Annotated in this window: 18 protein-coding genes and 1 pseudogene; 13 read left to right on the forward strand and 6 right to left on the reverse strand. The window is 65.7% G+C overall.

What is annotated here, in order from left to right; translation table 11 throughout:
• Window positions 1-30 precede the first annotated feature (30 nt).
• The 6 genes from MK313_RS11205 to MK313_RS11230 all read left to right on the forward strand — a co-directional run bounded on the left by MK313_RS11205 (window position 31) and on the right by MK313_RS11230 (window position 5456).
• The gene (locus MK313_RS11205; protein WP_287781617.1) at window positions 31-1203 is read left to right on the forward strand and encodes an oxygenase MpaB family protein; all 1173 of its coding nucleotides are present in this window, start codon (window positions 31-33) and stop codon (window positions 1201-1203) included.
• Window positions 1200-2240, forward strand: coding sequence for a sulfotransferase (locus MK313_RS11210; protein ID WP_287781619.1), 1041 nt, complete (start codon window positions 1200-1202; stop codon window positions 2238-2240). The genes MK313_RS11205 and MK313_RS11210 overlap by 4 nt, the downstream gene beginning before the upstream one ends.
• Window positions 2237-3190, forward strand: coding sequence for a hypothetical protein (locus MK313_RS11215; protein WP_287781621.1), 954 nt, complete (start codon window positions 2237-2239; stop codon window positions 3188-3190). Before MK313_RS11210 ends, MK313_RS11215 begins: the two co-directional genes overlap by 4 nt.
• 97 nt (window positions 3191-3287) lie before the next feature.
• Window positions 3288-3590 (forward strand): hypothetical protein, encoded by a 303-nt coding sequence (locus tag MK313_RS11220; protein ID WP_287781623.1) that lies wholly within the window; start codon window positions 3288-3290, stop codon window positions 3588-3590.
• Window positions 3591-3603: 13 nt separating this feature from the next.
• The gene (locus MK313_RS11225) at window positions 3604-5184 is read left to right on the forward strand and encodes a PepSY-associated TM helix domain-containing protein (RefSeq protein WP_287781625.1); all 1581 of its coding nucleotides are present in this window, start codon (window positions 3604-3606) and stop codon (window positions 5182-5184) included.
• A 5-nt stretch (window positions 5185-5189) separates the two neighbouring features.
• On the forward strand, window positions 5190-5456 hold the full coding sequence (locus tag MK313_RS11230; RefSeq protein WP_287781627.1) for a hypothetical protein: 267 nt from the start codon (window positions 5190-5192) through the stop codon (window positions 5454-5456).
• Between the two features lie 18 nt (window positions 5457-5474).
• On the opposite strand, the gene MK313_RS11235 is transcribed toward MK313_RS11230, so the two are convergent.
• Complete coding sequence (locus MK313_RS11235; protein WP_287781629.1) at window positions 5475-6365, reverse strand: LysR family transcriptional regulator; 891 nt, start codon at window positions 6363-6365, stop codon at window positions 5475-5477.
• Window positions 6366-6498: 133 nt separating this feature from the next.
• On the opposite strand from MK313_RS11235, the gene MK313_RS11240 reads away from it, so the two are divergent.
• From MK313_RS11240 to MK313_RS11250, 3 genes are all read left to right on the forward strand, one after another.
• Complete coding sequence (locus tag MK313_RS11240; RefSeq protein WP_008942864.1) at window positions 6499-6951, forward strand: (2Fe-2S)-binding protein; 453 nt, start codon at window positions 6499-6501, stop codon at window positions 6949-6951.
• Between the two features lie 3 nt (window positions 6952-6954).
• Window positions 6955-9144 (forward strand): xanthine dehydrogenase family protein molybdopterin-binding subunit, encoded by a 2190-nt coding sequence (locus tag MK313_RS11245; RefSeq protein WP_287781632.1) that lies wholly within the window; start codon window positions 6955-6957, stop codon window positions 9142-9144.
• 120 nt (window positions 9145-9264) lie between these two features.
• Window positions 9265-10581 carry an aminotransferase class III-fold pyridoxal phosphate-dependent enzyme gene (locus MK313_RS11250; protein ID WP_220660199.1) on the forward strand — a complete coding sequence of 439 codons (1317 nt, stop codon included), beginning with the start codon at window positions 9265-9267 and terminating at the stop codon, window positions 10579-10581.
• Here MK313_RS11250 and MK313_RS11255 read toward each other — a convergent pair.
• Window positions 10578-12062: a PLP-dependent aminotransferase family protein gene (locus MK313_RS11255; protein WP_287781634.1), complete on the reverse strand. Its 1485-nt coding sequence runs from the start codon at window positions 12060-12062 to the stop codon at window positions 10578-10580. The genes MK313_RS11250 and MK313_RS11255 overlap by 4 nt on opposite strands.
• Window positions 12063-12269: 207 nt before the next feature.
• Between MK313_RS11255 and MK313_RS11260 the strand changes: the two genes are divergently transcribed.
• The 4 genes from MK313_RS11260 to MK313_RS11275 all read left to right on the forward strand — a co-directional run bounded on the left by MK313_RS11260 (window position 12270) and on the right by MK313_RS11275 (window position 16705).
• Window positions 12270-13409, forward strand: a complete 1140-nt coding sequence (locus MK313_RS11260; RefSeq protein WP_287781636.1) for an extracellular solute-binding protein — start codon at window positions 12270-12272, stop codon at window positions 13407-13409.
• Between the two features lie 127 nt (window positions 13410-13536).
• Window positions 13537-14643, forward strand: a complete 1107-nt coding sequence (locus tag MK313_RS11265; RefSeq protein ID WP_287781638.1) for an ABC transporter ATP-binding protein — start codon at window positions 13537-13539, stop codon at window positions 14641-14643.
• On the forward strand, window positions 14640-15566 hold the full coding sequence (locus MK313_RS11270) for an ABC transporter permease (RefSeq protein WP_287781640.1): 927 nt from the start codon (window positions 14640-14642) through the stop codon (window positions 15564-15566). The genes MK313_RS11265 and MK313_RS11270 overlap by 4 nt, the downstream gene beginning before the upstream one ends.
• Window positions 15563-16705, forward strand: coding sequence for an ABC transporter permease (locus MK313_RS11275; protein ID WP_287781642.1), 1143 nt, complete (start codon window positions 15563-15565; stop codon window positions 16703-16705). The genes MK313_RS11270 and MK313_RS11275 overlap by 4 nt, the downstream gene beginning before the upstream one ends.
• A 2-nt stretch (window positions 16706-16707) precedes the next feature.
• On the opposite strand, the gene MK313_RS11280 is transcribed toward MK313_RS11275, so the two are convergent.
• From MK313_RS11280 to MK313_RS11295, 4 genes and pseudogenes are all read right to left on the reverse strand, one after another.
• Window positions 16708-17469 carry an SDR family oxidoreductase gene (locus MK313_RS11280; protein WP_287781644.1) on the reverse strand — a complete coding sequence of 254 codons (762 nt, stop codon included), beginning with the start codon at window positions 17467-17469 and terminating at the stop codon, window positions 16708-16710.
• Window positions 17470-17502: 33 nt separating this feature from the next.
• On the reverse strand, window positions 17503-18825 hold the full coding sequence (locus MK313_RS11285) for a TRAP transporter large permease (RefSeq protein WP_008942873.1): 1323 nt from the start codon (window positions 18823-18825) through the stop codon (window positions 17503-17505).
• Window positions 18822-19334 carry a TRAP transporter small permease subunit gene (locus tag MK313_RS11290; protein ID WP_244922184.1) on the reverse strand — a complete coding sequence of 171 codons (513 nt, stop codon included), beginning with the start codon at window positions 19332-19334 and terminating at the stop codon, window positions 18822-18824. The genes MK313_RS11285 and MK313_RS11290 overlap by 4 nt, the downstream gene beginning before the upstream one ends.
• A gap of 72 nt (window positions 19335-19406) precedes the next feature.
• Window positions 19407-19805 (reverse strand): annotated as a pseudogene (locus MK313_RS11295) (C4-dicarboxylate ABC transporter substrate-binding protein); the annotation flags it as partial.

Consider the following 19805-nt stretch of genomic DNA (forward strand, 5'->3'; position numbering starts at 1 on the left):
TGACACACTGAGACAAGGCAGCCGATAGTCATGAATATGCCGCACGACTATCGCGAAGGCCATGCCGCCGCGGTGCTGAAGAACCCGGATCTCGCCGACCGCTATGTCGCGCACACCATGCTGGGCGACCCGCTGGCCGACGCGGCGGTGGCGGAATTGGCGCGCCATGCGCCGCAGCTGGCACAGGAATGGGTGCGCCTCGGCATGGATGAAGGGGCCGCCCGGCTGGCGGAGGCGCCGCCGGCGGTGCGCGATTTCTTCATAGAATCCGAGAAAGTGCCCGACTGGTTCGACGAGGCCGCGACGCTGCCCGGTTGCCGGGCCTTCTACCGCAATTCCGAGATGTTCGTCGGCGCCTTCGTCGCCGCTGTGCTGATCGAGGGGTTCTCGACCCTGATCAGCCGGTCCTTCAGCATCACCGGACGGATGGTCGATCAGGGTGTGCGGCGGCTGAAGCAGAACAACCGCCAGCTGGTCGAAATCTTCCTGCCCGGCGGGCTTGGCCGCTATGGCGAAGGCTGGAAACTGTCGGTCCGTATCCGCCTTGTCCATGCCCGCATCCGCCAGCTTCTCGTCCAGTCGGACGAGTGGGAATCGGCGGCCTGGGGCACGCCGCTCAGCTCCGCCCATATCGCGTTTGCGACCGCGGCCTTCTCCGGCCTGCTGCTGAAGCGCGCGCGCATGCTGGGCGTCGAGCTGTCGGCGGAAGAGCGCGACGCCTTCATGACGATCTGGCGCTATGCCGGCCATCTGATGGGGGTCGATCCCGCCCTGCAATGCGCAACCGAGGAAGAGGCGCTGACGCTGTACGAGATCGGGGCGATGTGCGAACCGCCGATCAGCCTCGACTCCATCCTGCTGGCGAACGGGCTGATCAATTCCGCGCCGCTGGTGGCGGGCATAGAAGAACAGGCGGCGCGGCGGCGCCTGGCCCGGCGCATCTACCGCGTGTCGCGGGCGATGATCGGCGACGAGATGGCGGACGCACTGCGCTACCCCGCCCTCAACACGACAGGGACGCTTCTGCTGTTCCGCCTGAAGGGCCGGGCCGAACGCCTGATGCACCGCTATTTCCCGAAACTGGCCCAGCACCGGCAGCTCAGCCAGTTCCAGACCATGCTGAACGTGTCGCACTATGCCGATCAGGGGATCGGCTACCGGCTGCCCGGCCATGTGCATGCGGAAAAGGACGGTACGATATGAAACCCAACATTATTCCCCCCGTCCTGATCCTGAGCACCGGGCGCTGCGGCTCCACCATGGTGTCGGAGATGCTGAACCGGCATCCCGATGTGCTGAGCCTGTCGGAATTCTTCGTGCCGCTGGGGCAGAACGGCTTTGCCTGGGAAAATCCGACGGGCGAACGGATGTGGCAGACGCTGAGCCAGCAGTCGCCATCGCTTCACGCCATGCTGAAGGACGGGCTTGTCGTCGATGAGGGGCTGTATCCGCACGACGACCCCAATTCCCGTTTCTCGGCGTACGACATGCCGCCGGTGATAGCAACCACGCTGCCGCACCTGACGCCCGACTATGAGGCGCTGTATGACGCGCTGGAAAGCTTCGTGCGACCGCTGCCGAAAGCGCCGCTGGCGGACCAGTACAGGGCGCTGTTCGGCCATCTGATGGACCGGTTCGGCCGGCGGGTCTGGGTCGAGCGTTCCGGCGGATCGCTGATGCTGGCGGCCAAGCTGCTGCGGCTGTTCCCCGAGGCCCGGGTGGTGCATGTCTTCCGGGACGGGCGCGATACCGCCATCTCCATGAGCCGGCATCACAATTTCCGCGTGCTGCTGGCGATCCACAAGAAATGCCGGCGGCTGGGTCTCGACCTGCGGCGCGACTTCCTGAAGGATCGCGGCAGCCCTGCCGGCATCTGGCTGGAGAAGCTGTTCTTCAGCGTCGTCGATACCGGCATGCTGCTGCGCGAGGAGCCGGAGCTGGCGGAGTTCGGCGCGCTGTGGAGCGACATGATCCTGACCGGCGAGAAGATGCTAGGCCATCTGCCGCCCGAACGGCTGCGCAACCTGCGGTTCGAGGATGTGCAGCAGGCGCCGCGCGAGAAGCTATCGGAGCTGATCCGCTTCATCGATCCGTCGCTGCAAAACGAGGCGTGGCTGGAAGAGACGGCGGCGATGCTGCGCCCGACCCGCGCGAAATACACCGACCTGCCCGCCCCGCAACAGGCCACGCTCACCCGGGCCTGCGCGCCGGGACTCAGACATCTGGGCTATGCGGCATGAATGGGGACTGCCCCCTGCACGGCATAGATCTGGAGGCAGTCCTGCGGATCGCCGCCCGCACCTTCCAGCATCCACGCCCGGACGGCACCCTGCCCCGGCAGTTTCACGAAAAGACCCATGCCTGCCTGTCCGGCACGCTGCAGATCGACCCGCCGGACAATCCGGCCCTGCGGCACGGCCTGTTCGCGCAGGCCGGTCGCTATCCCGCCACCATCCGCTTTTCCAGTTCCTTCTTCGCCGACGACGAGGTGCCCGACGGGCGTGGGATGGCCATCCGGCTGACCGGCGTGGACGGCGCCCCTGACGGGCAGCAGGATTTCATCCTCATCAGCCAGGCGACCGCCCCGTTCCGTCACTCGGCCGATGCCGCCGCCCTGTTCGCCGCGCTGGATGGCGTGCCCCGGATGACGCCGTTCACCCTGCTGTCGCGCGCCTATATCCTGCCGGGCTTCGATCCCCGCCGCCTCCGCAGGCATTATCTGCAGCTGCTGTTCTCGACCGGTTTAACCCATGCCCGCATACGCGGGCTGCACCGGCTTGCCTATTACAGCATCACCCCCTACCGGCTGGGGGAGAGTGCGGCGAAATATATCTGCCGCCCGGATGCTGGTGCCTGGGACGGCCTGCGCGGCTACCGGCGGAGTTTCACCGAAAGGTTGCAGGCGGCCCTCGACCGGGGCGGCTTCGGTTTCGATTTCTGCCTGCAGCCCCGCGCGTCCGAAAGCGACCCCATCGACGATGCGGGTGTGACCTGGAAGGGCCCTGAGTTCCCCGTCGGCCGGCTGGAAATCCCGGCGCAGGATGTGAGCGCGGGCCTCACGCTTTCAGACGGGCTGGCCTTCAATCCCTGGAACTGCCTGCCCGACCATGAGCCGCTGGGGTCGCTGAACCTTCTGCGGCGGCATGCCTACGCGGAATCGGCGAAGCGGCGGAACGCCAGCGCGCCTTAACTGGACCACGGCCTCACTTGCCCCCTCACTTGCCATTGTCACTTATTCGCACTCGCGATATGTTTCGCGCTCTCGGACGCGTTTGGAGGTCAGGAGCATGGCAAGCTCGACACATACAGGCGGAGGCTGGCTGACGCCGCGGCGCACGCGCTGGCTGCTGGGCGGGCCGATGGCCATCCTGATCGCCATCCTGGCGATGGGGGCGATGCCGCTGTGGTTCCCGGTCGGCGCGGCGGGCGTCGATCACCTGATCTTTCCGCTGATCCTGTTTCCAGCATTGTGGGCCGCTCCGTTCTTCTACGCGATCCTGGCGGAGAATCTGCGCCGCGCCACGCTGGTGATGACCGGCATTGCCATCCTCAACGCGGCGGGTATCGCCGTGCTCTGGACTGCTTCCTGAAGGACCGGAACCCATGATCGAACTCTCACAGGCACGAAGCAAAAGGCTGCTGGCGGTGCATGGCTGGTCCGGCACGGTGCTGGGGCTGGCGCTCTATGTGGTGATTCTCACCGGCGCGGTGGTGGTCTTCGCACACGAGATCGGCACCTGGTCGGTCAGCGGCAGCCGGGCAGAGCAGCCGCTGGCAGCGCCGATGGATGCGAAGCTGCGCGAGCTGGCCGCACAGGTCGATCCGGAATATCTGGACGACATCAACTTGTTCCATAACGCGGCCGGGCACATCAGCGCCTTCTTCCACACGCATGGCGTGAAGGAAGACGGCCACCCTATGGAAAAGGGTGTGCGCTTTACCTTCGATCCGGTGACCGGCGAGACGCTGACGCGCCAGGAAGGCTATGCCGACGAGTTCGAGGAGCCGGTCAGCGCACTGCAGGACTTCCTGGTCGATCTGCATGTGAACCTGCATGCGCCCAACCCGATTGGCCTCTATCTGACGGGCATTCTGGGCTTCGTCATGCTGGCGGCCGCCGTCTCCGGCTTCCTGCTGCACCGGCATCTGATCAAGGACCTGTTCGTTTCCCCGCGCCTGTCGAGCCGCCTGCTGAATGCCCGCGACCGGCACATCCTGGCGGGCAGCTGGGGCCTGCCCTTCGCCTTCGTTCTGGCCTTCACCGGCGCCTTCCTCAGCTTTGCCGGCTCCATCGGCCTGATGACCATCAGCATGGTGGCGTTCGGCGGCGACCAGGAAAAGCTGATCGAGACCATCGTCGGGACGCCCGAGGGGGAGGATGCCACCCCGGCCCCGCTGGCCAATCTGGATGCGATGCTGCGGCAAGCCGCCGAGAAGTCACACTCCGCGCCGGCCTTCGTGTCGATCATGCATTATGGCCGCGCCGATGCGCGGGTCTTCTCCTTCCATCTTGCCGGCGAAGGGGAGCTACAGAGCCAGCAGCATGTCTTCAAGGGCAGCGACGGTTCCTATATTGGCCCGAAGCCGACCCTCGGCACCAAGCCGTCGGCCGGCGATGCCGCCTTCACCCTGGTCAGCGTGCTGCATTTCGGCACCTTCGCCGGCCTGCTGTCGCGGGTGATCTGGTTCGCGCTGGGGCTTGCCATGTGCTACGTCACGTTCACCGGCCTGCAGCTCTGGCTGCGGCGGCGCGCGGACAGCGCGCTGTGGCGCCGGCTTGGCCGCTCCGTGCCGATCGTCGGCTATGGCCTGCCGATTGCCCTGGCCGCCAGCGGCATCGGCTACCTGCTGGCGCTGCCCGCCGGAACCGTGCTGTTCTGGACGCCCGCCGGCTTCCTGATCGCCTCCGGCCTCGCCATCATCCTCGGCTGCATCCTGCGCGATGAGGCGCTGCTGTACCGGCTCTACAGGGGGCTGCTGGGTGCCTCCCTCCTCGCCCTGCCCGTGCTGCGCTGGCTGCTCGGCGGCACCGGCTGGGGGCCGCTGATGGCAAACGGCAACGATATCGTGGTGCTGCTCGACCTGGCGCTGGCGACTGGCGGCATCGGCTATCTCTACCTCTCCATCGCCCGCCGACCCGCTCCGCAATGGGGCGCCGACAAACGCCCGGTAGCCGCCGAATGATGACCGTGACCGTGACTCTCGCGGCGGTCCTGCTGTCGCTCGCCGGCATCGTCCTGCTGACCGCAACCGACCCGAAGCGCCGCCGCGTGTTCGGCCTGCCCGATGCGAAGTACCGCCCCGCTGCTATTGCCTGCCTGCTGATCCTGGCCCCCGGTGTCGCCCTGCTGATCGCCGGCCAGTCCGCCGCCTTCGTCATGTGGCTGGCTGCCGTCCCGCTTGCCGGATGGGCACTGGCCGCCATCCCGCCGGTAGCACTCAGCCGGAAGCGCTGATCGGGTCCGGCGCGGCAGTCACGCCCTTTCGAGAATGCCCCGGTAGAAATCGAGGAAGGCACGCAGGGCCGGCGGTACATAGCGGCGGCTGGGATAATAGATGTGCCAGGCAGGCAGGGTCGCGGCATAGTCTTCCAGCAGCCGGATCAGCCGCCCGGCCTGGACATGCGGCTCGGTATATTGCCGCGCCAGACGCGCGATGCCGGCGCCGGCAATCGCGGCGGAAACGACATACCGTGCGTCGTTCAGGATCAGTCGACCCTCGGGCGTCATCACGAACTCCGAGCCCGCCACCTCGAAGCGCCAGGAGAAGATGACGCCGCTGGGAAAGCGAATCCGGATGCAGTCATGACTGGCAAGGTCCTCAGGATGTAACGGCTGGCCGTGCCGCGCGAGATAGTCCGGGCTGGCCACGACATCATAGACCTCCGGCTTGCCGAGCGGCATGGCGATCATGTCATTCGCCATCTCCAGCCCCAGCCGGACGCCGGCATCGAAGCCTTCCGCAACGATGTCGATGACCCGCGCGTCCGAGATGAGCTCCAGCGACACCCTGGGATAGGCCGCCAGGAAGGCCGGCGCATGAGGCATGATGAGATGTTCCAGGGCTGGCGCCGGCACGCTGACCCGCACCACGCCGGAGGGCTGGCCGCTCAGGCTTTTGACCTGGGCGATGGCAGACTGAACATCTTCGAAGGCAGGCTCAAGAAGCGATACCAGCAACTCACCGGCCTCGGTCGGCGAGACGCTGCGCGTCGTGCGGTTCAGCAGGCGCAGTCCCAGCTCCTCTTCGAGGTTCCGCACGGACTGGCTGAGCGCCGGGCCTGTCACGCCGCGCTCCTGGGCGGCCCGCCGGAAGCTGCGCGTCCGTGCCACCACCAGGAAAGCCTCCAGATCGGCATAGCGCATGGTCACCCCTCTATAGATAAATTTCACTTATCAAATAAGTTAGGAAAGGCAAATTAAAGTTTTCGGTCCTTTCGGCAATAGTGAAGCGAACAGCCTCACCCCCGATCTTTTCCGCTGAAAGGATGAATCCAACATGATCAGCCTGAGCATCAACAACCAGCGCGTTGACGTAGAGACCGACCCCGGCACGCCGCTTCTGTGGGTACTGCGGGAGCATCTCGGCCTCGTCGGGACGCGCTTCGGCTGCGGCGCCGGCATGTGCGGCGCCTGCACGGTCCATATCGATGGCACGGCGTACTTCGCCTGCCAGACCCCGGTGGGCGATGTGGCCGATGGCCAGGTGGTGACCATCGAGGGGCTGTCGGACCAGGGCGACCATCCGGTTCAGCGCGCCTGGATCGCCGAGCAGGTGCCGCAATGCGGCTACTGCCAGTCCGGGCAGATCATGCGCGCCGCCGCGCTGCTGGCGCGCAACCCGAAGCCGAGCCGGGAGGAGATTGTCGAGGAAATGTCGGCAAACCTCTGCCGCTGCGGCACCTACGCCCGCATCGTGCGGGCCATCGAACGCGCAGCCGAGGAGGCCTGAGCCATGATCCTCAAGGACATGAAACCCACCCGCCGCGGATTCCTGGGCGGCAGCGGCACCCTTGCCTTCGCGCTGCTGGCAAGCGGCGGCGTTTCCGTCATCCGGTCGGCGGGCGCAACGCCTGCCACAGCCGGCACCCGGGATATCAATGGCTGGGTCGTGATCGAGCCGGACGGGTCGATCCTCATCCGCTTCGGCGCCGCCGAAATGGGACAGGGCGTCAATACCTCGCTGCCGATGATCGTCGCCGAAGAGCTGGATGCCGGCTGGTCCACCGTGAAGGCGGAGCAGGTCAGCATGGACCCCGATGGCATTTTCGGGAATCCCGGCTTCGGCGGCATCCTGTTCTCGGCGGGCAGTTCCTCGCTCGAAGGCTATTTCCAGCATCTGCGGCGGGCCGGAGCCACCGCGCGGCGGGTGCTGATCCACAGCGCGGCGGCCCATTGGGGTGTCTCCCCCGAACAGGTCACGACAGACTCCGGCGTGGTGGTGAACACCGCATCCGGCGCCCGGATGGGCTATGGCGAAGTGGCAGCGTTGCCGGCAATCGTGACCGAGGTGCCGGCGGTCGCTGATGCCGATCTGAAACCCCGGAAGGACTGGCGCATCATCGGCTCCGATCCGGGCCGGCTCGACATACCGGGCAAGACCCGGGGGGCCGCAATCTACTCGATCGATATCCGGTTGCCCGGCATGCTCTATGCCGCCCAACTGCAGGCACCGGTCGAAGGCGAAACGCCGGTCACCGTCTCGGACCGCGCGGCGCGCGACCTGCCCGGCGTGGTGCAGATCGTCAAACTCGCCAACAGCGTGGCCGTACTCGCGGAACGCTGGGAGACGGCGCTCGCCGCACGCGATCTGCTGGACGTCAGCTGGAGCGCGAATTCCGAGTTCCGCCAATACAGCAGCGACCGCGAACTGGAGGAGCTTTCCCGGGCGGTGGACGACCCGTCGCTGCCCGCCTTCCCATGGGAAAGCCGGGGCGATGCCGTAACGGCGCTGGCGCAGGGCACACGGAAGCATGCCGCGACCTACAGCACCACCCATCTCTACCATGCCCAGATGGAGCCGCTGAATGCCGTCGCCTCAGTTGATGCGGATGGCAAGGGGGCGGAGGTCTGGCTGGGAACGCAGAGCCAGACGGTCTCCATCGGCGTGGCCGCCGCCGTCCTGGGGACGACGCCTGACCGTATCCGCTTTCACGCCATGCAGATGGGCGGTGCCTTCGGCCGCCGGACCGTCTTCGCCCGCGACCTGCTGCGCGATGCGCTGCTGCTGTCGCGCGCGGCGGGACGGCCGGTGAAGCTGATGTGGACCCGGGAGGATGATGTGAAGAATGGCTGGCTGCGGCCGGCAACGGTCCATCGCCTCGAAGCGACGCTCGACGCCGATGGCACTGTCACGGCAATGCGCCACCGCGTCGCCTCGCCGTCGATCCTGCAATTCGCCTTTCCGCAACGCTGGAACCCGGAGACCGGTCGCGATGTCCTGGTCATGGAAGGCACCGAGAGTACCGACTACGCGATCCCGGATTTCCGCGCGGAGCATGTCATCACCCCGCGCCGCTGCCGCGTCTCGGCATGGCGTGGCATCGGCTGGGCCCCGAACTGCTTTGCCCGCGAATGTTTCATCGACGAGCTGGCGGAACAGGCCGGCAGCGATCCAGTCGCCTTCCGCCGGAAGCTGCTGCGCGACAGCCCGCGCGGCCAGGCAGTGCTCGACGCCGTGGTCGCCATGGCCGGCTTCGGACAGGCGCCGCAGGGACGTGCCCATGGCCTTTCCTTCGCCGGCTACAAGGAAACAAGGGGTGCCGGCGTCGCGGAAGTATCGGTCGAGAATGGCCGGTTCCGCGTGCATCGCTTCTGGGCAGCGGTCGATCCGGGCTTCGCCGTGCATCCGGACAATCTGCGGGCACAGGTCGAAGGCGGCATCCTGTTCGGGCTGTCCTCCCTGATGCGCGAACGCGCAAGCTATACGGATGGCATGATCGACCAGAGCAATTTCTACGATTATGAGCCGATCCGTATCGGCGAGATCCCGGAGATCGAGGTACGGATCGTGGAGTCCGACTCGGCACCCAGCGGCGCGGGCGAGATCGGCGTCCCGATGACAGGCGCGGCCGTGGCGAATGCCATAAGGCTTCTGACCGGCACGGCCCCGCGGCAGATGCCGTTCAACCTGGAACAGTCCTGACGCAATCTTGCGCCCCCTGATCCCGCCCCTGGACCCTACGAATATCCGCCGTGGCTCTAGGGGCGGCGCGGCTGTGGGAGTAGCTGTCAGGAAAGCGTCATACTTTCCGAGGACCGGCTCATGACCCACATGCCCATCACCATGGACAATCACTGGCTGCCCTTCACCAACAACCGGCTGTTCCACCAGGAGCCGCAGATCTTCGCGCGGGCGAAGGGCGTGCGCTACTGGACGCCGGAGGGCCAGGAAATCCTCGACGGGTCGTCCGGGCTGTTCTGCTCCGCCGCCGGCCATGGCCGGCCGGAGATCGCCGAGGCGGTCCACAAGCAGCTGATGGAGCTGGACTATACGCCGCATTTCCAGCGCGCCGCCCCGGTCTCCTTCGAGCTGGCGCGCCGCCTCGCGGAAATCCTGCCGGACGGCATCGACCGGCTGTTCTTTGGCTCCTCCGGGTCGGAGGCTGTCGACAGCGCGATGAAGATCTGCCTCGCCTACCATCGTGCGCGGGGCGAGGCGCAGCGCACCCGATTCGTCTCCCGCTCCTGGGGCTATCACGGCGTCAATCTGGGCGGCACTTCGCTGGCCGGCATGGTCGGCAACCGCCGCGACTTCTCCGGCGTCACCTGCGATGTCGTGCATATGCGCCACACCTGGAACGAGGAGCAGCGCTTCACCCGCAGCCAGCCTGAGGACGGCGCGCATCTGGCCGACGATCTGGAGGATATGTGCAAGACCTATGGCGGCGAGACCATCGCCGCCGTGTTCGTCGAGCCGATTGCCGGCTCCATCGGCACCATCGTGCCGCCGAAGGGCTATCTGCAGCGGCTGCGCCAGATTGCCGACAAGTATGGCATCCTGCTGGTGTTCGACGAAGTCATCACCGGCTTCGGACGTACCGGGTCCGCCTTCGCCTCGCAGGAATTCGGCGTCACCCCGGATGTCATCACCATGGCAAAAGCACTTACCAACGGCACCATCCCGATGAGCGCCGTTGCGGTGAAGACGGAAATCCAGAAGACCGTCATCGCCTCGGTCACGGCGGATCGGCCGGAACTGATGCATGGCTACACCTACTCCGCCCACCCGGTCGCCTGCGCCGCTGCCCTGGCCGCGCTGGACATCTACCGCGACGAGAAGCTGTTCGAGCGCGGCAAGTCCCTGTCCGATACCTTCCTGGATGGCGTGTTCGGCCTGCGCAACCTTCCGCAGGTCTATGATCTGCGCGGCCATGGCATGATGGCCGGCATCCAGCTGACGCCGGGCAAGGCGCCGGGCGAGAAGGGCTCCATCGTGCAGCGCCTGCTGTTCAAGGACGGGCTGCATGTGAAGGCAACCGGCGATGCGCTGATCTTCGCGCCGGCGCTGGTCAGCGAGGAATCCGACCTGGAACAGATGGTCGACAGCCTGCGCCGGGTGCTGGGCCGCAGCGACCTCTAGCCCTTCAGGTCGCGGACGATCCCGGCCAGCAGCTTCAGCCCCGGCTCGATGGCTTCCAGCGGTATGGCAGCGAAGCCGAGGCGCAGGCGGTTCGCTGGCGGGTCGGCGCGCAGGTAGTGCACGTCGCCCGGCTCCACCAGCAGCCCGGCCTGCGCGGCGCGGGCCGCCACCTCCCGCGCCGACATGCCTTTGGGCAGGGTCAGCCAGATGGCCGAGCCGCCGGTCGTCATCGTCACGTCGCAGTCCGGCAGCAGCCGGGCGGCGGCGGCGAGCATGGTCTGCCATTTCTTCGACAGGCTGGCGCGCTGGCGGCGGATATGGGCGTCGAAATGCCCCTCTGCCAGGAAGATTGCCATGGCCCGCTGGTCCAGCGTGGAGGTGTGCCGGTACATCAGCCGGCGCAGCGCCCGCAATTCCGCAATCAGCGGCTGTTCGGCAACGATGAAGCCGAGGCGCAGCCCCGGAAACAGCGGCTTCGACAGGCTGCCGACATGGATCACCCGACCGCTCTGGTCGAAGCTCTTCAGCGCCGGGCGCTGCGGGCCGACGAAGTTCAGCTCATGCTCGTAATCATCCTCCAGGATCAGGAAATCGTGGCGCTCCGCCGCTGAGAGCAGCGACATCCGCCGGTCCACCGTCATGGTCACGCTGGTCGGCGACTGGTGGCCTGGCGTGACATAGACAAGGCTGGCGCCGGCCAGCGTCTCGGTCACGCGGATGCCGTTGCCATCTACCTCATGCGCGCGCAGCACTGCCCCATGCGACAGGAAGATGTTGCGGGCATCGACATAGCCCGGCTCCTCCATATCAACCCGCGTGCCCGGCCCGCACAGCAGCACCGCGACCAGATAGAGCGCATTCTGCGCCCCGACGGTGACCAGCAGATTCTCCGGCTCGGTGCGGAAGCCGCGCTGCGGCAGCACCCGGCGGATGATCTGCTCGACCAGCATGGAATCGTCGGCGTCGATATGGTCCGCCATCCAGTCCCTTGAATGCAGCGTAGTGCCGGCGATCCGAACGCAGTCCCGCCAGCGGCTGAGGGAGGTCTTGTCCGGTGCTGTCTGGCCATAGATGAAGGGATAGGGGAAATCGTGCCAGTTGGCCGGCTTCACGATGTTCTGCTGGCCGGAGAAGGACCGCCGCAGCCGATGGCCGAAATCGACCGAGGAGGCCGCCGCCGGGATCAGGTTCCGCGCCCGGTCATCCACCTTGATGTGGAGCTGTTCGCGGACATAGCGCTCATCGATGAAATAGCCCCGGCGATTGACGGACTTCAGATAGCCATCCTCGGCCAGCCGCTCATAGACCAGCGTTACCGTGTTGCGCGAGACCTTGATGCGCTGCGCCATCACGCGCGTGGCCGGCAGCGGTTCGTGAAACGGCAGGGCGCCGGCCAGAATCGCCTCCACCAGCCGCTCCTGAATCTGCTGCTGCAGACGCTTGGCGGGATCGAGCGGCGCTGCGAAGAAGCGCTCTAGCATGCGCCACAGGCGCGGTTGTCAGTCCCTGGCCCCATAGTTTTCAACCCGTGGCTCTAAGCCGCCTTGTTGCGGAGCAATAAGATTTTTGCAGTGCGGCAACGAAATCACAAGAACAGACACGCACCGGGACAGACAGCACCCCGCGCCAAAGCGGGGGCGGCAATCGGCGGCACAGTCAGCCAGCCGGACAGAACAGGAGAATGGGACATGCGGAAAATCAGCTTCGGGACCAGTCTGGGACGGCGAACCTTCCTGAAATCCACGGCGTTGGCCGGCGCCGGCCTTGCCATGCCGGCCATCGTTAGCCGGGGTGTGCTGGCCTCGTCGGGCGAGATCAACATCATGATGTGGTCGGACTATCTGCCGGAAAGCTTCGTGAAGGGCTTTTCCGACAAGACCGGCATCAAGATCAATTTCACCGGCATCGGCTCGAACGACGAGATCATCAACAAGCTGCGCGCTACCAATGGCGAGGGCTTCGACATCGTCACCCCAACGGTGAACCGCAACCCGCTGTGGGCCGAGCTGAACCTGCTGCAGCCCTTCGACATGAAGCGGGTGCCGCTGGACAAGGTGAACCCGGCGATGGCGCTGGGCGAGGCGCACTGGAATTTCGGCGGCAAGGGCACACACTGGCTGCCGCATATCTGGGGCACCGAGGGCGTGGCCTGGCGCACCGACGCGTTCAAGCCGGCCGGCGAGTTCCCCAGCTATTACGATGTCTGGGACGAGGCCAATGCCGGCAAGACCATGGGTCGCGCCCATTCGATGATGCTGGGCCTCGGCCTGGGGCTGGAGCGGCGCGGCGAGATGGCGCCGGGCTCGATCTGGGCGGCCTACAAGGACGAGACCAAGATGAAGGAGGTCTGGACCAAGCTGACCGAGACCGCCATCGCCAAGAAGAAGAACATCAAGCTGCTGTGGAACGATGCTGACGCGCAGAAGAACGGCCTGCTGAACGAGGGCGTCATCGTCGGCCAGACCTGGGACGGCCCGCCGATTGCCCTAAAGACCGCCGGTGAACCGGTCATGTACCGGGCGCCGGTCGAGGGCGCGATGGCCTGGGTGGACGGCCTCGCCATGCCCGTCGGTGCCAAGAATATCGACCAGATCTACGCCTTCATCGAAGCCGCCTACGACGCCAAGCTGGCCGGCGAGGCGATCAAGAGCCACGGCTATAACTCGCCGGTCCTGGGCGCCGACAAGTATGGCGGCGAGGTCTATGCCAAGAATTTCGCCGACGCCTATCCCGGCGACGCGCTGGCCAAGCTGAACCCCTGGCCGGCCGAAATGCCCTGGTACGCCAAGACCCGCACGGAGTTCGTGAACAAGTTCATGAGCGCCTGACCCTGATCCCGTCCGGTCCCGGCTGCCCTTCGCACGGAGGGGTGGCCGGGCCGGAAGCGATGCGCGCGGCGCAGCCTCTGCGGTTATCCGGCTGCGGCGCCTCCACATCACCGGATAAGGGTGTGCAATGACCACCAGGGATATCCTGCTCGATCACGTCAGCATCCGGTTCGGCGCCTATACGGCGGTGGACAATGCCTATCTGACGATCAAGGGCGGGGAGTTCTTTTCCTTTCTCGGCCCGTCGGGCTGCGGCAAGACCACGCTGCTGCGCTGCATCTCCGGCTTCGTCGATCCCAGCGAGGGCCGCGTGCTGATCGGCGGCAAGGACATGAGCGGTGTCGGGCCGAACAGGCGCCCGACCGCGCTGATCTTCCAGAACCTGGCACTGTTTCCGCTGATGAGTGTGGCGGAGAACATCGCCTTCCCGCTGGAGGTGCGCGGCGTGGGCCGCAAGGAACGGCGCAAACGTGCCGATGAGCTGCTGGAGCTGATCGCCCTGCCCGGCACTGGCGACAAGAAGGTGCATGAGCTGTCCGGCGGCCAGCGGCAGCGCGTCGCCATCGCCCGCGCGCTGGCGGTAGAACCTGACATATTGCTGCTGGACGAACCGCTGTCGGCACTCGACCTGAAGCTGCGCCAGCATATGCGCAGCGAGCTGCGCGCGATCCAGCAGCGGGTCGGCCTGACCTTCATCTACATCACCCACGATCAGGGCGAGGCGCTGACCATGTCGGACCGCGTCGCCGTGATGAATCGCGGTGTGATCGAACAGATCGGCGATCCGGAGTCAGTCTATGAGCGCCCGAAGACCGCCTTCGTCGCCGCCTTCGTCGGGGAGACCAACCAGATACCCGGCATCGTCGCCGGCCAGGACGGGCAGATCGCCGTGCTGGACACGCCACTTGGCCTTTTGTCGGGCCGCGCCGGCGGCGGCCGCTCCTACAAGCAAGGCGACCGCTGCCTGCTGTTCATCCGCCCGGAAAGGCTGCGGCTGGCCGACCCCGCCGGTGACGGTGTCAACCGGATCGCCGCCCGCCATGTGACGGAGGAATTCGAGGGCAGCATCCGCCATCTGTTCCTGAAGGCGGAAGGCCATGAGCTGCGCGTCAGCCTGGTGAATGATGGCAGCATGGCCACGTCGCGCCGTGCGGACGATACCGTCACTGTCACCTTCGATGCCGGCTTCGCCATGGTGCTGCCGGAGGACGGCGCGCCGGACGGTGCCGCATGATTCAGGCGCTGCGCACCGCCTTCGACAATCTGGCCGGCCGGCACGGTCTGGGCGTTGCAATATTCGTGGGCGCGGCGGTCTTCCTGTGGGTGCTGGTGCTGATCGTGCTGCCGCAGCTCTCCATGCTGGATTTCTCCTTCCGGCATAATCTTCCCCCGGCGGAGATCGGCGGCCCGGACGACGTCTATACGCTGGAGAATTACCGCTATTTCCTGATCGGCCCCGATGCCGGGCTGAATAGCCTGGATATCGGCGTGCTGCTGCGCACCATCCTGGCCGCGCTGTTCGTGACGCTGATCGATATCGCGCTGTGCTACCCCATCGCCTTCATCCTCGCCCATTCGGCCCGGGGCGTGGCTGTGCGGCTGATGGTGATCGGCCTTATTGTACCGTTCTGGGTGAACGAAATCCTGCGCGCCTTCGCCTTCCGCGTGCTGTTCGGCACCACCGGCCTGATCAACGGCGTCGGCATGGGGCTGGGGCTGTGGGAGGCACCCATCGACTTCATCCGCGCCGATGTCGCGCTCTATGCCGGGCTGACCTACGCCTACATCCTGCTGATGGTGTTCCCGATCTACAACGCGGTCGAGGCGCTGGACCGCAACCAGATCGAGGCGGCGCGCGACATGGGGGCCAGCTGGTGGCGGGTGCACTCGCGCGTCGTGCTGCCGGTGGCAAAGCCCGGCATCGCCTCGGGCGCCACCATGGTGTTCATGCTGACCGCCGGCGCGCTGGCCGCGCCGCAGATTCTGGGCGGCCCGTCGAATCTGTGGTTCACCCAACTGATCTACCAATGGTTCAACGAGGCCGGCGACTGGCCGCGCGGCGCCGCCTACGCCACGATCCTGCTGGTGGTGTGCCTCAGCTTCGTGCTGATGACGATGCGGGTCTTCAGGGTCTCCATCGGGGCGATCGGGCGATGAGGCGCTTCACCGGCGATGGCGCGTTCGCGGCAGGCTTTTCCCTGCTGTTATTCGCCTACCTGTTCGGGCCGCTGATCATCATGGTGATCACCGCCTTCAACTCCTCCGCCTTCCCCAGGATCACGCCCTGGGAATGTTTCACCACGGACTGGTTCAGCGTCCTCATCGACAATCAGCGGCTGATGGCGGGGCTGGTCATCAGCATCGGCATCGGCATCGGCGTGGTGGCGCTGTCCGTGCCCATCGGGCTGGCGGGTGCCCTGGCCTTGAGCGAGATCGGCCCGCGCCTGCGCTCCGCCCTTTATGCCGTGCTGATCACGCCGATCCTGATTCCCGGCGTGGTGCTGGGCATCTCCACCCTCGTCTTCTGGGGCGGCCTCGCGCGGATGCTGGGCGTGGGCTATGGCAGCGGCTTCTATAACGGCATCTTCCTGACTTTGCTGGGCCAGGCGACCTTCATCTCGGCCTATGCCATGCTGATCTTCATGGCGCGGCTGCAGCGCTTCGACGCCACGCTGACCGAGGCCGCGCTCGATCTCGGCGCCACGCCCGGCCAGGCCTTCCGGCGGATCATGCTGCCCTTCCTGAAGCCGGCCATCGGCTCGGCGGCCTTCCTCACCCTGCTGGCCTCCTTCGAGAACTACAACACCACCGTCTTCACCATCCTGTCGGACAATACCTTCACTACGGCGCTGGCCTCCAAGGTGCGGCACGGCACCGACCCCTCGCTGTCGGCGCTGGCGGTCATCATCATCGGCCTGACGCTGATTGGCGCCATGGTGCATGAGGCCTATATCCGCCGGCAGGAGCTGCTGCGCACCGGCCGCCCCCGGATATCGCGGCTCTATGCCAATCCGGTGACGCGGGCGCTGACCCATCCGGCAGGCGTGGCCACCGTGCTGGTGCTGCTGGCCGCCGGCCTCGTCTGGCAGGGCAGCCGGCACGATTCCGCCGCCTGCATCGCCGACATTGCCGCCGAGAAGCGGGCACTGCAGGAGAAACTGTTGGAGCAGCAGCGCCAGTCGGTCCCACCACCAGCCCCGGCTACGTCCGGAGGGGCGGCCTCAGGCAACCCCTCGCCGTTCGGTGGGGCGTTCGGCGGCGATGCCCTGCGGCCGGGGGCAACCCCTACCCGTTAGGCCTACTTCGCCGTCCAGCCGCCATCGACCAGCAGCATGGAGCCAGTGCAGAAGCTGCTTTCCTCGCTGGCCAGGAACAGGATGGCGTTGGCGATCTCCTGCGGCTTGCCCAGCCGCTTCATCGCCTGGCGCTTCTCCAGCCCGTCGCGCAGCGCTGCCGCATCGTTGCTCTTGCGGAAAATCTCGTCGAAATAGGGCGATTCGATCGTCCCCGGCGCCACGCAGTTCACCCGGATATTGGCGTCCACATGATCCAGCGCCATGGCGCGGGTTAGTGAGGCGACCGCGCCCTTGGAGGCGCAATAGGCCGCGCGGTTCGGGATGCCGACCTTGGAGACGGTGGAGGCGGTGTTCACGATCACCCCGCCGCCCTGCTTCTCCATGATCGGGATGGCGTGCTTGCAGCCATAGAACACGCCGTTGACGTTCACCGACATCAGCGCATCCCAGTCTTCCTCTGTGGTGTTCACCACCGTGCCGGCGATGCCATAGCCGGCATTGTTCACCAGAATGTCCAGCCTGCCATGGCGTGCGACCACATCCTCGACCATCGCCTTCACGGCCTTCGAATCAGCGACGTTTACGGCCAAAGCCTCGCCCTTGCCGCCGGCCTGTTTCAGCTCCTCGGCAACCTTGGATGCTGCTTCCGCATTGCGGTCGGCGACGACGACGTACGCCCCTTCACGGGCAAAGGTCAGGCAGGTGGCGTGGCCGATACCGGAGCCGCCGCCGGTGACGATGGCGATCTTGTCTTTCAGGCGCATGGTTTTCTCTTTCTTCTGCGGAAAGCGGGTTGGTCAGTTCATGCTGTAGAGCATCTTGGGCAGCCAGGTCGCCAGTGCGGGGAAGAAGAACACCAGCGCCAGCGTGAGGATCTGCATACAGATAAAGGGGATGACACCCTTGTACATATGCATGAGTGTGATGCTGGGCGGCGCGATGGCGCGCAGGTAGAAGATTGCGGGCGCCATCGGCGGGGTGAGGTAGCTGGTCTGCAGGATCACCAGGAACAGCACCGAGAACCACAGCGGGTCGATGCCGTACAGCTTCACCAGCGGAATCGCGATCGGGATAACGATAAGCACAATGGAGATCAGCTCCAGCACGAAGCCGGCCAGGAAGGTCATGAACAGGATCAGCGCCACTGCCGGCCAGCCGGCGAGCCCATATTCCGCCAGCAGCTTCTGGATCGCCACCATGCCGCCGGAGGCATAGAACACGCCGGCGAACATGCTGCCGCCCAGCACGATCAGCAGGATCATCGCGGTAATGGAGAGCGTGCGGTACAGCGCCTCCTTCAGCATCGGCAAGCTGAACTGGCGGTAGATGAAGCACAGCAGGATGCTGCCGAAGGCGCCAGTGGCAGCGGCTTCGGTCGGAGTCGCCCAGCCCAGCAGAATCGTGCCCAGCACAGCGCAGATAAGGAAGACCGGCGGCAGCAGCGCCACGAAGGTGATGCGCAGTTTCTCGGCAAGCGGGATATCGTCTTCCGGTCCGGCCGCCTCGCGCGGAGCCAGCGACGGATTAAGCGTGCAGGCGATGACGATATAAGCCAGGAACAGGCCCGACATGATGAGGCCGGGAAACATGATGCCGGCGAACAGATCGCCCACCGGAATATCGGCGACCGGCGCCAGCACGACGACGATCACCGAGGGCGGGATGATGGTACCCAGCGATCCGCCAGCGCAGATCGTGCCGGAGATCAGGCCCTTGTCGTAGGCGTATTTCATCATCGCCGGGATCGCCAGCATGCCAACCACTGTCTCGGTGGCCCCAGTAATGCCGGTCGCGGCAGCGAACACGGTACACATGATGACGCTGCCGATGGCGAGGCCGCCCGGCAGGCGCCTGGTCCACAGATGGATAGCGTCGAACAGCCGGCTGGCGATGCCGGAGCGCTCCAGCAGTGCGCCCATGAAGACGAACAGCGGAATGGCGCCAAGGATATAGTTAGTCGAGACGTCATCGACCTTGGAGATGAACTGGGCGACCGCCGCGTCGCCGAAGCGCAGCAGGCCGAAGACCAGCGCCACGCTCATCAGCGAGAAGGCGATGGGAATACCGGCGGCGACGAAGACAAGCAGCGCCGGGAACATCCAGAGGGCAAGGCCAGTCATGATCGGCTATCCGTCGCGTCGCTGGCAAACAGCGCCTGAAGGTTCTTGGCGAATTCGATCAGCACCTGCAACAGGAACACCGCAAAACCGACGACCAGCACCACCCGGTAAGGCCATATCTGCGGATTCCAGGCTGACTGGCCGGTGCCTTCGCCACTGACATAGGCGCGCACCAGATAACCCCACAGCCCCCAGGTCAGCCAGGCAACGCAAGGAATGAAGAAGCAATAGCCGATGACGTTCACCAGCGCCTTGCCGCGCGGCGGCAGGTTGCCATGCAGCACGTCCACGGTGACATGCTGGCGCACTTTCAGCGCATGGGCCATGCCGAGCATGAAGATCGCGCCCATCATCATGTAGCCCAGTTCATAGGCCCAGAAGGTCGGCGCGGAAAACAGGTAGCGGCTCATCACCTCGTAAACCATCGCCAGGATCAGCGGGATGATGAGGATAACGCCGATGACCGCAGCCGCATCGGTCACGCGCTCCAGGGTCCGCAGCAATCGCATATGCCCCTCGGTGTCTGGTTGCGCCGAAGGGCGGGCGGCCAGCACCGCCCGCCCTGTGGCATGGGCTTCGGTTTACTGCTGCGTGATGCCGATCGGCAGACGGAACTTCGACCAGTTGGCGATGTCCTTCTGGAAGGCGCGCTGATGCTCATAGGCCTTCTTGAACCAGGCATTGCTGGCGGACTGCTTGTCCGCCCACTTGAAGGACGCTTCCTTGGCAGCGGCAATGAAGCTGGGGTCCAGCTGCACAAACTCGTTACCGCCCTGGCTGGTAAGGAACTTGTAGCCCTCGATGTCGTCCTTGCCGTAGCCGATGAAGGTTTCGTAGGTGGTCAGCTTGCCGGCCAGCTCGATCAGCCCCTTGTCCTTGTCGGACAGCTTGGCCCAGGCATCCTTGTTGAACATGCACTCATGCGCGCCCGATGGCTGATGGACGCCCGGCGTCACGATATACTTGGCGATCTTGTGGAA

The sequence above is a fragment of the Oceanibaculum sp. genome, from assembly GCF_022449305.1.
Taxonomy (GTDB): domain Bacteria; phylum Pseudomonadota; class Alphaproteobacteria; order Oceanibaculales; family Oceanibaculaceae; genus Oceanibaculum; species Oceanibaculum indicum.